Here is a 14,646-nt window from a genome sequence, read left to right as displayed (position 1 = left end):
GGTGCCAAGGCACCTGCTTTTTTATAATCTTAATGTATAAACTAAAAACCTCTCATTCCCATTCTTCTCATAAGCTCCAGGTAACCTTACTTCCCTCTTCAGCTCAAACGCAGTCTGGTTCTCTAAGAAGAAAATATAATCTTCAGAAGGATAGTATAAAATAATATCCACTTCTCTCTCTGTTTCCTCTACCGAAAGCAAAATATTATTTACTACGTTCATAAATACTTGTACAGAAAATGGATTAAAGAAATAAAACCGGTTATCACGTGGATCAATCTCATATTCCTGCGCTAAACAGCATTCAAACCCAATTTTATCTTTACTGTTTCTTACCTTTCGTGCATAGCGTTCAAGATTATCCATTGCTTCTTTATAAAACTCTTCATTCATTTCAATTCCAACGGCTGAAGCACCACACTTATGGTGCATGTAAAAATTTAATCGTCCTTTTCCGCATCCAAAGTCTACAATTTGGTCGCTACTTCTTATTTCATATTGATTCAATAATTCATCTAATCCGCTATATGGCGTCGGTTCATAACGATGATAGTGCATAGATTTATTAAAGCCCTTTTGCTCACCGACAGTTTTTATATGTAATACTGCATCGTAATATTGTTCGTTCATTCGTCTTCTCCTATTAGAAAATGGTACTTATTATTATACACCATGTACTGGAAACCCATTTTTTATTGGATTAATTGATACGTGAAATTATATAAACGATTTTCTCAATATATCGACGTTTCAACAAGGAAGGAATATCGACTTACCGACAAATTCCTACAAAAAAACAGGAGCTATCTAGCCCCTGTCCTTTAATACTTTCAATACAGTTTGTTTCAATATTTCTACTCCATCCATAATACAACTATGATCGAACTTCATATATGGATGGTGTAATCCAGGTTGTAGATTGGCACCTAGTCCAAGCATGACAGCTTTTAAATATGGTCTCTTCACTGTGTAGTAATGGAAATCATCGCTTCCTGTCGTATACAGTGGTCCAGTGCATCCCTCTTCTCCGTACACTTCAAGAATGCCTTTTCGCATAAAGCGCTCAGCTTCTTCTGACACTTCAGCTCCTGGTGCGAGATCGATCCACTCATAAGATACTTTAGATCCCATTGATTCCGCTGATAGAATTACTCGCTCTATTTTTTGCTTCAATTCATTTAGTAATATATTATTTTCTGCTCTTACATCTAAACTAAAATGCCCGTTACCTGGAATGATATTTAAATTATCTCCACCAGCTTGGCACCTTGTCATCTTCACTGAATATGAACTTTGCGGTGGTAGCCATATATTTTTCAAACCGATATTGATCATAGAAATGACATCAATTGCATTTATCCCTTGATGCGGGCGTGCTCCATGTGCATCATCTCCATGAATCGTTCCTTCTAAAAATCCTGCTGCTCCGTGGCGAATAGATGGGGCAGCTTGTTTCAAAGGCAGTTCTTCAATCGGCCTTAAATGAACACCAAATAAGAAATCAGCATCATCCACAGCACCCTTATCTACCATCTTTAAAGAACCATTTCCTTTTTCCTCTGCCGGCTGAAAAATAAACCTAACCGTCCCACTATCCCACCTCATATTTTTCAATTGTAAAATAAGCCCCATCACAATTGTCATATGAGCATCGTGACCACATGAATGATTCGCTTTAAACTCTCCGTCCACTTCTTGCCAAAGTGCATCCATATCAGCACGAATTGCAATAACTGGATTTCCGCTTCCAATTTCAGCAATCACGCCTGGGCAATCATCAAATATTTTATATGAAATTCCTTCTTCTTTTAAAAAGTTAGTAATATACGCTGTCGTTTCATACTCTTTCCAACTCACTTCAGGGTTTTCATGTAAATGCTGAAAAATTTCAGTTAACCGCTCTTGTAGTTCTAATGTTTTCAAAGCTACATTCTCCTTCCCAAATTCCAAAACCATTCAGGTTAATTATACTTATGAAAAACAGATGTTTTTATGAACATATTGAATTTTAAGAAAAAAGTCAATTATTTATTTTCAAATGAGATCGACAACTCATTTCCACTCACTTTATAACGATAGAACATTCCTTATTTTCTGTTTTTTATTGACGCTCATATCATTTTTTAGTTATTATAATTTAATAACGTCTATTTTGCGACAATTCTAAAAATATAAACATATATAATGAGGAGGCAGTTTATGAAAAAAGAAATACCTTTTGGCGTAGCAATAATCCCTATTATCATTACAGTTGCAGTTATGATGGTTACAATTGTTGTATTAAAACAAAGCCCTCACGTCCCACTTATTATCGGTACAACCGTTGCTTCTATCGTCGCTTGGCGTTACGGTTACAAATGGCACGACATTGAAGAAGCGATGTATAAAGGAATTCGCCTCGCATTACCCGCTATCGTTATCATTATTCTAGTAGGTTTAACGATTGGTGCTTGGATTGGCGGCGGAATTGTCGCAACAATGATTTATTACGGTTTAAATCTTTTAACTCCATCACTATTTTTAGTTTCAATTACAATTATTTGTTCTATTGTTGCATTAGCTATCGGTAGCTCTTGGTCTACAATGGGAACAATTGGTGTTGCAGGAATGGGAATTGGCCTAAGTATGGGAATCCCAGCTCCAATGGTTGCCGGTGCTATCATTTCCGGTTCTTATTTCGGTGATAAAATGTCACCGCTTTCAGACACGACAAACTTAGCTGCAGGATTAACAAATACAGATTTATTCACACATATTCGTCATATGTTATTTACTACAATTCCAGGTTTAATTATTACTCTTATCGTTTATGCGTTCTTAGGAAAAAGCTTCGGCGCTAACAATATTGATGCAAAAAGTATCGATCAAACGTTACAAGTATTGCAACAAAACTTTGTTATCTCACCTTTCCTATTAATCATACCTGTAGTCGTTATGGTATTGGTCGCTAAAAGGGTTCCTGCGATCCCAGCTATTCTCGTAGGTATTATTTTAGGATTTTTATCACAAGTCTTTATTCAAGGTGGTTCTGTCTCCGCCTCTGTCGGTGCACTCCAAAATGGATTTGTCATAGACACTGGCAACAAACTAGTAGACGAACTCTTTAACCGCGGTGGCTTAGATTCGATGATGAATACAGTTTCTATGACAATTGTCGCTATGACTTTCGGCGGAGTACTAGAACATACTGGTATTCTTCGCTCAATTGTAAATCAAATTTTAAAATTAGCGACATCAGCAAAAGGACTTATCGCTTCTACTATCGCATCTTGCTTTGCAACCAATCTTACTTGCTCTGAACAATATATCTCAATTGTTGTTCCTTCAAGAATGTACGCAAATGCATACACAGAAAAAGGACTACATTCTAAAAATTTATCCAGAGCATTAGAAGATGGTGGAACATTAACTTCTGTCTTCGTTCCTTGGAATACATGTGGTGTATTTATACTCGCAACACTTGGAGTTGGCGCATTCGAATATGCTCCTTATGCTATATTGAATTTCATCGTACCTATTATTTCAATCCTTTACGGCATAACTGGTCTCACAATTACAAAACTATCTGATATTGAAAAAGCAGAACTACTAAAAAAACAACAAGCTCAATTAGAAGCTTAAAGATAACGGTAAATTCAGTTCATATATTGCGCGAGGGCGCCCTTGTTGATAGGGCATTTCCTCGCCGCAAATATGAGCATACCCATAATCAACTAGTTTCTTTAATAACCTTTCTGTTGATCGGCGAGTCACTTGTAAGTATTCAGAAAGATCTGCTGCTGTAAACTTCAATGACGAATGTGACTGACTAAATTGAATAATTTTTGATAAGTTTGCTGGACTAAGTTTCGTTTCCTTCGCTATTTTCATGAGTTCCGGGTTTTCATTTTTCAAACTTTGTACTCTCTGTTCTTTCGGGAACGGACCAAATAGTTCTTTATCACTTGTTAGTATATAAAAGCAGTGGTCTATTGGATTATTCTTCGCGAAAATTTGAGCGATTTTAGCATTTTGCTCCGCTTCTTTCACAGTTTTTCCGTAACCAAATCCAATCGCTATCGTTCCTTCTATACTTGCAAATAGGGTATTTATCATATTTGTTTTTATAATTGATTCAATATCACCACGAGTCGTATACAAAATGAACGTCATTTCATCAATTTTTTTAAATGAACCATGTAGTGCTTTTGAAATAGCATCTAATTGCTCAAGCAAACCTTCTCGTAATTCTAAAGAAGAAATCATACAAGCACCGACAGTAGCTGAATGGCTTTTTGCTAACTCAGCTTTTATTTTTGCATCTTTTAACCCATGTATAATGGATTGCTTCGGATCTATCATACGCTCTGAAGGAATACCTATTTTTTGAAGTTCATCATAGACAGCATGAATACTAGTTAAAGCTAAATGAGTTTCTCCTGATTGATATTTAGCTTTATGAAAATCCGTAACTCTATTTATTTCGTCTTTACTCCACAGCATATTTTCATAATCAAACACTTGTGGACTTTCTTTTATACCGATATCATGGAACACATTTGTAATAAATGAGCGGTCTACTAAATCAATTGAAATTTTATGTGGTTGAATACGTTGGTGATACATGACAGAAAGAATGGAAGATACGACAGTTGTCTCGTCTTGCTGTAAATACGTACTTGGAATTCGTAATTGTTCTCTTATTTCTTTTGCCATATAATAAGGTAAAGCACCTGAGAAAAAGATGAAGTCACAAGGCTTTAAACGCTTTAAAAGTTCAGAAGATTCCGCCGGATGAAGGTAAATATATGGATCAATCTCTATTTCTTCTAGTTTATGAGCAATAGGTAAAAGATTCTCCATAAACTCCTTTGAACCGACAACTGCAATTTTTATCATCATTTCTTTAACTCCTTATCATTAATTAACGACTATTTAACGTCAACTATATCAAATGTACAAAACTATTGTAAACAGGAAGGGGTCTCTACCTAATGAAAATTACAGCTATTCATCTTTACGCAATTCGTTTACCACTTCGCGATCCGTTTGTTATTAGTTATGGTTCTTATTCTGATATGCCTTCTATTATCGTCAAAATGGAAACAGATGAAGGTATTGTCGGCTACGGTGAAGGCGTTGCTGATGATCACGTTACAGGTGAATCATGGGAAAGCACTTTCCATACTTTAAAACATACACTAGCTCCTACTCTTATTGGACAAAATCCAATGAATATCGAAAAAATACACGATATGATGGACAATACAATTTACGGTGTTCCAACAGCGAAAGCTGCGATTGATATCGCTTGCTTTGACATAATGGGCAAAAAATTAAATCAACCTGTATATCAATTAATTGGCGGACGCTACCATGAAGAGTTTCCTGTCACTCACGTCTTAAGTATCGCCGAACCTGAAGACATGGCTGAAGAAGCTGCTTCCATGATTCAAAAAGGTTACCAATCTTTCAAAATGAAAGTCGGTACGAATGTAAAAGAAGATGTAAAAAGAATTGAAGCGGTACGTGAACGTGTAGGAAATAATATTGCGATTCGCGTTGATGTAAACCAAGGATGGAAAAATAGCGCCAACACATTAACGGCACTTCGTTCATTGGGGCATTTAAACATCGACTGGATTGAACAGCCTGTTATAGCGGATGATATTGACGCAATGGCTCACATTCGTTCTAAAACAGACCTTCCGCTTATGATTGATGAAGGATTAAAAGGCTCTCGTGAAATGCGCCAAATCATTAAATTAGACGCAGCTGATAAAGTAAATATAAAACTAATGAAATGCGGCGGTATATATCCAGCTGTAAAACTCGCTCATCAAGCTGAAATGGCAGGCATTGAATGCCAAGTTGGCTCAATGGTCGAATCATCCGTTGCTTCTTCCGCAGGATTCCATGTCGCTTTCTCAAAAAAAATTATTACTAGCGTTGAGCTAACAGGTCCATTAAAGTTCACTAAAGACATCGGAAACTTACATTACGACGTACCATTCATTCGCTTAAACGAAAAGCCAGGACTCGGCATTGAAATAAACCAAGATACATTACAAGAACTAACCGTCTTTCAAGACGTTGTACGCTAAAGGAGGACTAACGCATGACAGTGCTATACAAAGGATCATTAAAACAAAATAACGATCCATTTCACGTTACATTACTATCACTAGAGAACATCGAGCAAATCTTATCACTACAAAACGTCGTAGTTGAGGTGCTAGAAGATAAAAGTCGCTTACAACCACTCTCGCTAGAAGAGTTTCAATACATTCTAGAAGGAAACGGCATGATGATCGGTGCTTTTATCGAAAACGAACTCATCGCATTTCGTGCCCTACTCGTCCCTCCTATTGACGATGAACATTTAGGACTTGATATTGGCATAGCAGAAAGCGAACTACATCGCGTCATTTATCAAGAAATTTCAAATGTTCATCCGAACTGCCGAGGAAATGGGATGCAAAAAATATTAGCGACAGTTATCATGGACGAATTACAAAACGAAGATAGCAAATACGATTACGTTTGTTGCACCGTTGCTCCTTTTAACATTCCAAGTTTAAAAGATAAGTTTGCGCAAGGAATGGAGATTGCTGCATTGAAGGAGAAATATGGCGGGAGTATGCGGTATGTTTTTGTGAAGGAATTACGTGAGGACAAGGAGAGAGTGTGGGCGGAGTTTAAGAGCGTTCCGATGAGCGATGCTGTTGGGCAGCAGGCGTTGATTTCAGAGGGGTATCGTGGGTATGAGATGGAAAAAGTGGACGGAGATTTTGTTGTGAAGTTTGGACGATGATCTATATGCTCGAAAAAAGGAGATGTCCCTTGTGACATCTCCTTTTTTCGATCCGTTAAACAATTCTGTAGTAAATGAAATTATATCAACGATTTTTCGAATATATCTATCATAACTTACAATATATCAACGATTCGACAAGAAATATCGATTTACCGACAAAAATCGATATCCCTTCCTAAACCGTCATCTTCCAGCTAGATAACGCTAACCAATTCTCCATTTCCTTATAATCAGGCATGATTTTCCCGACAAGACGCCAAAAAGAACGATCATGATTTAAATGAACCATATGACACATTTCATGAACAACTACGTAATCAATTACTTGCTGTGGTGCCATCGCTAGCTTCCAATTGAACGTTAGTTGTAGATTTGAATCACAAGTTCCCCACGTACGGCTACTATCTGTAATACGAATAGAACGCGGTTTTGTTTTGAAGTTACTTTGATGTGCTTTAATACTCTTCTCTACTAATGACTTACACTGCTTATAGTAAAATCGTTTTAAAGCTTGTTGTATTTTCTCATCCTTAAGCTCTTTCACATAAATATGTAGCTTATTCCCTTCAAACACTGCATTGTCTTGCTTAATACTTGCATCTTGAGAAATCTGTATCGGATACGTACTTCCTAAATACAGAAAGCCCTCTCCTTGATCATAATCCTTTTCCTGTGGTCCAAGCGCTCGCTCTTGCATTTCCTTACGTGTTTTCTGAATCCAATCCCATTTCTCCTCTAGCAACTGGACTAAGTATTCAACAGGTGTTCCCTTTGGAGCCTGCACTTCCACATTTCCGTACGAATCTACAAAAAGACGCACGGACTTTTTCTTTTTATAAGTTATATGAAAATTAATTGTCTCACCTAAATATGTATGTACCATTTCATCACCTAGTGTATTATTTTACAAATAGGATACGAACACCCTACTCTACCTATTATAGAGGCATATAGAGAAAGCTGACAAAAACAAGCTGATAAATATTATTAAACATATAAAAAAATCAAAGCAAAATATATAAACTTAACCAGCGTATCTCTTCAAATCTTTAATGTTTTCTATAAATAGAGTGAACTCAATAATAACAAGCCTTAAAATTTATCTAGTTATTATCATACTCTAATTACTAATTTAAAATAAGATAAAAGATGCTATGAAAGTTCTTATAAGAACTTTCATAGCATCTTTTTTTAATTAATATAACAATCTACTCTTTTACAACTAAGATGCCCTTATCATTTTCTATACTAATATCCTCTAAATCATTCACCTTAATTAACAATGTAGAAATAATTATCCCGGCTCCTGTAATAATGAACACAAAACTTATGATTTGATTACTAAATAATCCAAAAATCAGATTTCCCAATGGCATTATAGATAAAGCAACCATAAATATAATTGAAAAAACTCTACCTAATTTATCCTTAGAGACTTCTCTTTGAACAATAGAAAAGAAATAAATATTAAATTTAGTAAGATAATAACCAAAGAACCCTACGAGTAGGATTGAAATATAACTTACTTGAATAAGTTGAAGTAGAATAATCGGTACTCCACAAAAGATCAGCTCTTTTTTCAACGAAGCTGGAGTAGGATTATCATTTTTCTTCTTAGATATTACAATTCCCGCAACAATTGCAAATACAGCCTCTGCGCCGAGTGCATAACTATAAAGTGAGCCATCGTCTGAATAACTATGCAAAAAATACATGGGCAAAATTGTATTATAAGCTGCAATAAAAAGATTCACTACAGCAGATACATAGATTAAATGTAATAACCACTTTTGATTTTTCACATAAGAATAACCCTCTTTTATGTCTGTAAGAAATTTTATGTTTTTCGATGTTTTTTCAACTTTATGACAATATTTAATACACAATTCACTTATTGCAGAAACAAAATAAGTTATACCGTTAACAAGAAATGCAACTCCTAGCCCAAATGAAAAACCTTTAATCATCATACCAGCTAACAAGGGAGCTGACACCGTTACAACTTGACTAATTACAGTAGTTATAGAATTAGCACTAACTATCATTTCTTTTTCAATTAAAGAGGGTAAAATCGCTTTTAATGTTGGCGTAAATAAGCTATTAGTTATCCCTAACAAAATTGCTGCTAACACCAGTATCGGTACATGCAAAACATCATTCATTACGAACAGCCCTACAATTATACAAACAATCGCACTAATTAAATCGGATATAACTAATATATGTTTTTTATTAAATCTATCTGCTATAACACCACTAAATATATTGCATACAACAACTGAAATTAAACCAGCAGCTGTTACCATCCCAAATAATTTAGCACTGCCTGTTTTTTCAACCAGCCACCACGCTAACATAACTTCATAAATTTTACTTCCCAATTTTGATGTCACATTTCCAAATGTCAAAAGTAAAAAATTTTTATGTAACCATAATTTCTCCTGCATACATATCCTTCCTTAACTTTAAAATTGCATATTCTATTTTTAAATTTTTATTTCATATAAGATTTTCCTATCCTAAATTAAAAGGACAGGAAAATCGATAGGAAGAAGAAAGAATTATCTTACAATTTAATTTAGAATAACTTTTTTAGCATTGAAAATACACGTATCATAATTAGTATTCAATGCCGCATTGTTTAAAATATAAATGTATGACTGATTCTTGTAATTAAAACACGTAATTCTTATTTTTGTATTTAATTTAGCTGTCATTTCCCTTGATGCTGCTAGTTTATTTCTCCAATCATTTAAGTCTTCTAAGGTAAACTCCCCTAGATAATTAATACTTAAATTTATTTCTGGAAAGATCCGCATTTGTTCATTATCTTTGTATTTTTCTGAAGAACATAAGTAATCTAAATGCCACTTCTTATCAATATATATATCTTTCAATAATAATTCACTCTTAGAAAATAGGTTTTCTTCATTTTGAGAATCAAATGGTACAAAAATACTTACATGATAATCCCCTAATTGATTTTCATAGTTTTTACCATTATATGTGTTTAAATTTTTTAAAATTTGATAGCATTGTTTTGTACTACCATAGTTTTCTTCAACAATACTCGCAATTTTATTAAATACTAAATCCGCTCTTTGATTTCTATCCTTATGTTGATTATTTACCACAATTTCATAAATAGGCGCCTCAGAATTTATAACTAAATTTTGTTTTAATTCATCAAAATTGTTTTTAAGTTCTCTATAATACTCACTATTTTGTACATCTAAAATAGTTTTTTCATTACATAAAGCTAATACATCCTCTGTAAAATCACGATAATCAAACAACTGATTTGCTACATTTAAAGATTCATTATCATAAAAATCAAAAAATTCTCTTTGCAATACATTTAACGCAAATGCATCTGCGATATGGTGATTCATAAAGAAAATAACCTTAAGTTTTTTACTATTTTCTCTCACAAGTATAATTTCATATAAAAAGTGATTATAGATATCCAGGTTACTCAAAGATTCAAGTGTATCCTTTTTAATCTCTGTTAATCTCTCTATAGATTCCTCATACGGTAAATTTGACAAATCATAATAATTGATTGCGTTAAATATATTTGGATTTGTTTTCTTCTCAACAAATTGTTTATTTTCCGCAATTACTACCCTTAACAATAGTTGCGTATTAACTAGATGTTTAATCGTCTCAAGTACTCTTGAAACGTCTTTACTCATTACCACTAATTCCTTAAGTAAAATAGAATTAAAATTTCGTCTTAAATAAAATTCTTGTCTACTGAATAATGGAAAAGTAGAGACATTTGGTGTCCCTTGCGCTGAAACCGGAATAACTACGTTTTCCTTATACTTATATTCCTGTTTTATACCCCCTAGGCAAAGAATTCGATCAGGTTGCACACTTATATCAAGATTTTCACAATACTTTTGTAAAACTAATTTCTCTTTTTCTTGATTTACGATTAAAAGATTTTCTTCATTTTCTTCTTTTATATCAAATTCGAAATCTAACTCCACTTTTCCCCAATATCTTTTAAATGCCCCTATATTAACCTTATTTATTTTATCCGAAATTACCCCGGCCATCTTTGAAAATGTAGAATTCTTAATAATTTCTTCATTTGATAAAATAACATCAAATTTTTCCTCAATTTCCATCATAAGCGCTACTGAATCTAAAGAATCTCCACCAATGGAAAAGAAATTGTCTTTAACATTAATCTCACTCTTCAAAATTGTTTTCCATATATTTGCCAAGCTATTTTGTACTGCATCACTAAACTCAAAACTTTCTATATTAGTGTCCTCTAATTTATTAATAAATTCAAAACGTAATTTGTCAAAATCCACTTTATTATTTTTATTTAAAGGATATTCCTTTATACTTACATACATTTTAGGGATAAAATACGACTCAATTTGTTCTTTTAGTTTAGGTTCATAAGCCATAAAATCCAGGTAATAATCTGTTTTAATATATGCTGTTAAGAATTTTTTCCCTTCATATTCTTCTAAGCGAACAATAGCATCTTCGATAGGCATTATTTTTTTTAATGTACTTTCAATCTCTTCAGCTTCTACCCTAATTCCATTAATTTTTATTTGTGAATCTTCACGCCCCAAATAAAAAATTTTCCCATCCTGAATATACCCTAAATCGCCGCTTTTATAGTACCTATTATTATCAATTAAAAAGAATTTCTCTTCAGTTAATTCACTTCTTTTATAATATTCTCTTGCTAAGCCTTCTCCGCCAATTAAGATTTCACCAATCCCTCCATCGGATAATAATTGATTATTTTTATAAATTTTAATGTCCACGCCATCTAAAGCATAACCGATTGGAACATTTAAATCCTCATCTGATAATTGATTAATATTAAAATAAGTTGCATATATAGACGTTTCAGTCGGCCCATATAAATTGTATACTTGCATATCTAAAGCCGCCCGACTAAACTTCTGAGCTAAATCAGATGGGAATTTTTCCCCTGCAATAAACATATATTTGATATTACGGAAATAATGCTCTTGATTTTTAAAGAATAATTTGATAAATGAAGGTGAAAAAGCTACATGGGTTACTTCTTTTTCAAAAATATATTTAGGTAATCCAGTTGAAGGAATAGTAGAATCGTATAAAGTAATCGTCCCTCCCCCAAATACCCAACCAAATATTTCTGTGATAGATACATCAAAAGAGTAATTTGTCGAAAATAAATAATTATCATTTTCTTTAAAAGGGAACGTATTATCAAGGGTTATAAGTTTTTGAATTAAACTTTTGTCTTCCAGTAAACACCCTTTTGGTTTACCCGTTGTACCAGAAGTATATAGTACATATGAAATATTTTGATCCCTATAATTATCTTGGGCTCTTTCATATTCTAGGTTAGAATTATTTTGAGACATTAAAGTACTAGCTTGAATAATTTTCTTCCCAAAATTTTCAGTTTCAAAATCTGTAATAAAAAAGGATGTCTCAATTTCACTTAAAATAGCCTGACACTTAGCATGCGTAATCTCCTTCGCCATAGGTAACCAAGCTGCCCCAGCTTTAAGAATTCCAAATATACTAATTAAAGTATTCAAATTATCCCTTGTCCGCAATGGAATAATTACATTTTCTCCACCGGTTTTTCTAAGTAAATTCTTTGCAACATAATTAGTCATTTGATTAAACTGCTGATATGTTAACTCCTTATCTTTACATTTTACTGCTATTTTCATAGGATTTACATTCGCATGTTCTTCTAATTTCTTTATTAAATACTCCCTATTCATTTTAATCCCTCCATTGTTTCACCTTACAACTCTTAAAAAGTCCATACTATTTATAATTTTTTATTAAGTGAAGAATTTCTTCAACATGTCCATCGACATCATCATAAATCCACTCTTGTACTATTTCTCCATCACGATTGATAAAAATCGTTTTTCTTATAATCTTCTTACGATCATCTGCTTCAACAACCGCCCCATACATATCTGCGATCTTCATACTTTCATCTTCTATTAAAATATAAGGTAGCTTATAAGATTGAATAAACTCTTGATGTGATACCGCTGAATCAGGGCTAATACCAATAATAATTGTATCTAAATCTACAAATTCCGAACTATAATCTCGAAAATTACAAGCTAACTTAGTGCAACCACTCGTAAAGTTTCTTGGATAAAAATAAAGGATAATATTCTTTCCTTTAAAAGTTAATAACTTCTCCTTAAACGTTGATAATACACTAAATGTATCTCCATCTTGTTCTATTAATGTATTTTCAACCTCTTTATTTTTATTATTTGGCAAAACATTTCCTCCTTAATAATTATGTATAGTTCTATAATACAAATTAATAATAGAAGAGGGTATTGATAAAATCGGCACTTAAATCGCAATTTTTTCGCCATTTTTGAGTATAAAATATACATTAAGAATCCTTTACACTATACAACCTTTCATCTATAGTTTTGATTAAATATTACTTATTAATTTTAAATGCCTAAATCAAAAATGATTCGATCAATTCAATGTAAAAAAAGTGAGGTTTTTAATTATGTTAGACATTAATTTTATTAGAAATCACCAACAAGATCTAAGTTTAATTGCTAAACAAAAGGGGATTAATATTTCAATCGAGAGAATTATTCAACTAGATTTTGAAAGGAGAAAGCTAATTCATGATATCGAATTAGCTAGATTCACAAAAAAGAAATTATCTAATGATATGAAAGATTTTGTGTTAAAAGGCGATAATCAGCACCTAATAAAAAGTATAAAATTACAGATAGATGAAATTAATAAGTCATTAAAAGCTAATCAACAAAATTTAGAGTCTATATTAAATGAATACAATACACTAATGCTTTTAGTACCTAATATTATTTCAAGCGATACACCTATCGGTCTTTCTGACAAAGATAATGTTGTTGTCAAAGAATGCGGAAGAAAACCAACGTTTACTTTCAGTATCAAAGATCACATTGAACTTGGACATTCATTAGACATCATTGATATAAAAAGAGGTGTGAAAGTAGCTGGTACAAGGAATTATTACTTAAAAAATATGGGAGCTTCTCTACATAGAGCAGTTCAGCAACTAGCTATTGATCATTTAATTCAAAAAGGCTTCACTCTTTTAGAAGTTCCTGCAATGGTTAATGAAGAAATGTTTATTAATACTGGATTTTTTCCAATTGGACAAGACCAAACCTATAAACTAGCAAACAGTAATAAATATTTAATAGGAACTTCTGAGGTACCTATCGTCTCCTATTATTCAAATGAATTCGTTAATATAGAAAAACCTATCAAATTAGCTGGAATATCAAATTGTTTTAGAAGTGAAGTAGGTGCCGCTGGAAGGGATGTAAAAGGATTATATAGAGTTCATCAATTTAGTAAAGTTGAACAAGTTATTCTATGTGAAAATAATGTTGAAAAGTCTAACCTTATTTTAGAAGAAATCACTCAAAATGCTGAAGAAATTCTACAGCTGCTCGAGCTTCCTTATCGTGTTGTTTCTGTTTGTACAGGGGATATTGGACAGGGTGTTTTTAAAAAATATGATATTGAAACTTGGATGCCTAGCAGAAACAGTTATGGCGAAACACAATCTGCATCCAATTTATTGGACTTTCAATCTCGAAGATCTAAAATTAGATATAAAGATAATAATGGCGAAATAAAATACTGTCATACTTTAAATAATACAGCTATCGCGACACCAAGAATATTAATCCCCTTACTTGAAGTTCATCAACAAGAAGATGGATCCATCTATATACCCAGAGCATTAAGAAAATACTTAAATAATCAAGAATACATCGAATCACGTTAATCATAATAATTAATGCTACTAAATTTAGATTTAG

11 protein-coding genes are annotated in these 14,646 nt (G+C 32.9%); 4 read left to right on the top strand and 7 right to left on the bottom strand.

The features are described 5' to 3' along the window. Nucleotides 1-21: 21 nt before the first annotated feature. A complete protein-coding gene (locus J0835_RS02055) occupies nucleotides 22-630 on the bottom strand; it encodes an SAM-dependent methyltransferase (RefSeq protein WP_087979258.1) in 609 nt (202 codons plus the stop codon). Between the two features lie 177 nt (nucleotides 631-807). Beyond that, entirely contained in the window at nucleotides 808-1,923 is a 1,116-nt protein-coding gene (locus J0835_RS02050) for a M20 peptidase aminoacylase family protein (RefSeq protein WP_087979257.1), read from the bottom strand. Nucleotides 1,924-2,199: 276 nt separating this feature from the next. On the opposite strand from J0835_RS02050, the gene nhaC reads away from it, so the two are divergent. After that, on the top strand, nucleotides 2,200-3,621 hold the full coding sequence (gene nhaC, locus J0835_RS02045; RefSeq protein ID WP_087979256.1) for a Na+/H+ antiporter NhaC: 1,422 nt from the start codon (nucleotides 2,200-2,202) through the stop codon (nucleotides 3,619-3,621). Here nhaC and J0835_RS02040 read toward each other — a convergent pair. Further along, entirely contained in the window at nucleotides 3,610-4,881 is a 1,272-nt protein-coding gene (locus J0835_RS02040) for a transcriptional regulator (RefSeq protein ID WP_087979255.1), read from the bottom strand. The two genes, nhaC and J0835_RS02040, sit on opposite strands and share 12 nt — an antisense overlap. Before the next feature lie 92 nt (nucleotides 4,882-4,973). Here J0835_RS02040 and J0835_RS02035 point away from each other — a divergent pair, with 92 nt between their 5' ends. After that, on the top strand, nucleotides 4,974-6,083 hold the full coding sequence (locus J0835_RS02035) for a mandelate racemase/muconate lactonizing enzyme family protein (protein WP_087979254.1): 1,110 nt from the start codon (nucleotides 4,974-4,976) through the stop codon (nucleotides 6,081-6,083). Between the two features lie 14 nt (nucleotides 6,084-6,097). Beyond that, entirely contained in the window at nucleotides 6,098-6,793 is a 696-nt protein-coding gene (locus J0835_RS02030) for an N-acetyltransferase (RefSeq protein WP_087979253.1), read from the top strand. A gap of 178 nt (nucleotides 6,794-6,971) precedes the next feature. Here J0835_RS02030 and J0835_RS02025 read toward each other — a convergent pair whose 3' ends face one another. From J0835_RS02025 to J0835_RS02010, 4 genes are all read right to left on the bottom strand, one after another. Further along, a complete protein-coding gene (locus J0835_RS02025; RefSeq protein ID WP_087979252.1) occupies nucleotides 6,972-7,679 on the bottom strand; it encodes a M48 family metallopeptidase in 708 nt (235 codons plus the stop codon). Between the two features lie 325 nt (nucleotides 7,680-8,004). Further along, on the bottom strand, nucleotides 8,005-9,243 hold the full coding sequence (locus tag J0835_RS02020) for an MFS transporter (protein WP_087979251.1): 1,239 nt from the start codon (nucleotides 9,241-9,243) through the stop codon (nucleotides 8,005-8,007). 126 nt (nucleotides 9,244-9,369) lie between these two features. Then, the gene (locus tag J0835_RS02015) at nucleotides 9,370-12,558 is read right to left on the bottom strand and encodes a non-ribosomal peptide synthetase (protein WP_087979250.1); all 3,189 of its coding nucleotides are present in this window, start codon (nucleotides 12,556-12,558) and stop codon (nucleotides 9,370-9,372) included. A 46-nt stretch (nucleotides 12,559-12,604) separates the two neighbouring features. After that, nucleotides 12,605-13,081, bottom strand: a complete 477-nt coding sequence (locus J0835_RS02010; protein ID WP_087979249.1) for a peroxiredoxin — start codon at nucleotides 13,079-13,081, stop codon at nucleotides 12,605-12,607. Between the two features lie 247 nt (nucleotides 13,082-13,328). Between J0835_RS02010 and serS the strand changes: the two genes are divergently transcribed. Continuing rightward, nucleotides 13,329-14,612: a serine--tRNA ligase gene (gene serS / locus J0835_RS02005; RefSeq protein ID WP_087979248.1), complete on the top strand. Its 1,284-nt coding sequence runs from the start codon at nucleotides 13,329-13,331 to the stop codon at nucleotides 14,610-14,612. The last annotated feature ends 34 nt before the right edge of the window (nucleotides 14,613-14,646 follow it).

The organism is Bacillus cereus group sp. Sample62 (assembly GCF_036851315.1).
GTDB classification, from domain to species: domain Bacteria; phylum Bacillota; class Bacilli; order Bacillales; family Bacillaceae_G; genus Bacillus_A; species Bacillus_A wiedmannii.
The sequence above is the reverse complement of the archived record's forward strand: the minus strand, read 5'-3'. Positions and strand labels throughout refer to the sequence as shown.

Coding starts and splice junctions, on each gene's coding strand:
- J0835_RS02040 (WP_087979255.1), bottom strand. CDS start 4,881: ATGATGATAAAAATTGCAGTTGTCGGTTCAAAGGAGTTTATGGAGAAT.
- J0835_RS02035 (WP_087979254.1), top strand. CDS start 4,974: ATGAAAATTACAGCTATTCATCTTTACGCAATTCGTTTACCACTTCGC.
- J0835_RS02015 (WP_087979250.1), bottom strand. CDS start 12,558: ATGAATAGGGAGTATTTAATAAAGAAATTAGAAGAACATGCGAATGTA.
- serS (WP_087979248.1), top strand. CDS start 13,329: ATGTTAGACATTAATTTTATTAGAAATCACCAACAAGATCTAAGTTTA.
- J0835_RS02055 (WP_087979258.1), bottom strand. CDS start 630: ATGAACGAACAATATTACGATGCAGTATTACATATAAAAACTGTCGGT.
- J0835_RS02030 (WP_087979253.1), top strand. CDS start 6,098: ATGACAGTGCTATACAAAGGATCATTAAAACAAAATAACGATCCATTT.
- nhaC (WP_087979256.1), top strand. CDS start 2,200: ATGAAAAAAGAAATACCTTTTGGCGTAGCAATAATCCCTATTATCATT.
- J0835_RS02020 (WP_087979251.1), bottom strand. CDS start 9,243: ATGCAGGAGAAATTATGGTTACATAAAAATTTTTTACTTTTGACATTT.
- J0835_RS02025 (WP_087979252.1), bottom strand. CDS start 7,679: ATGGTACATACATATTTAGGTGAGACAATTAATTTTCATATAACTTAT.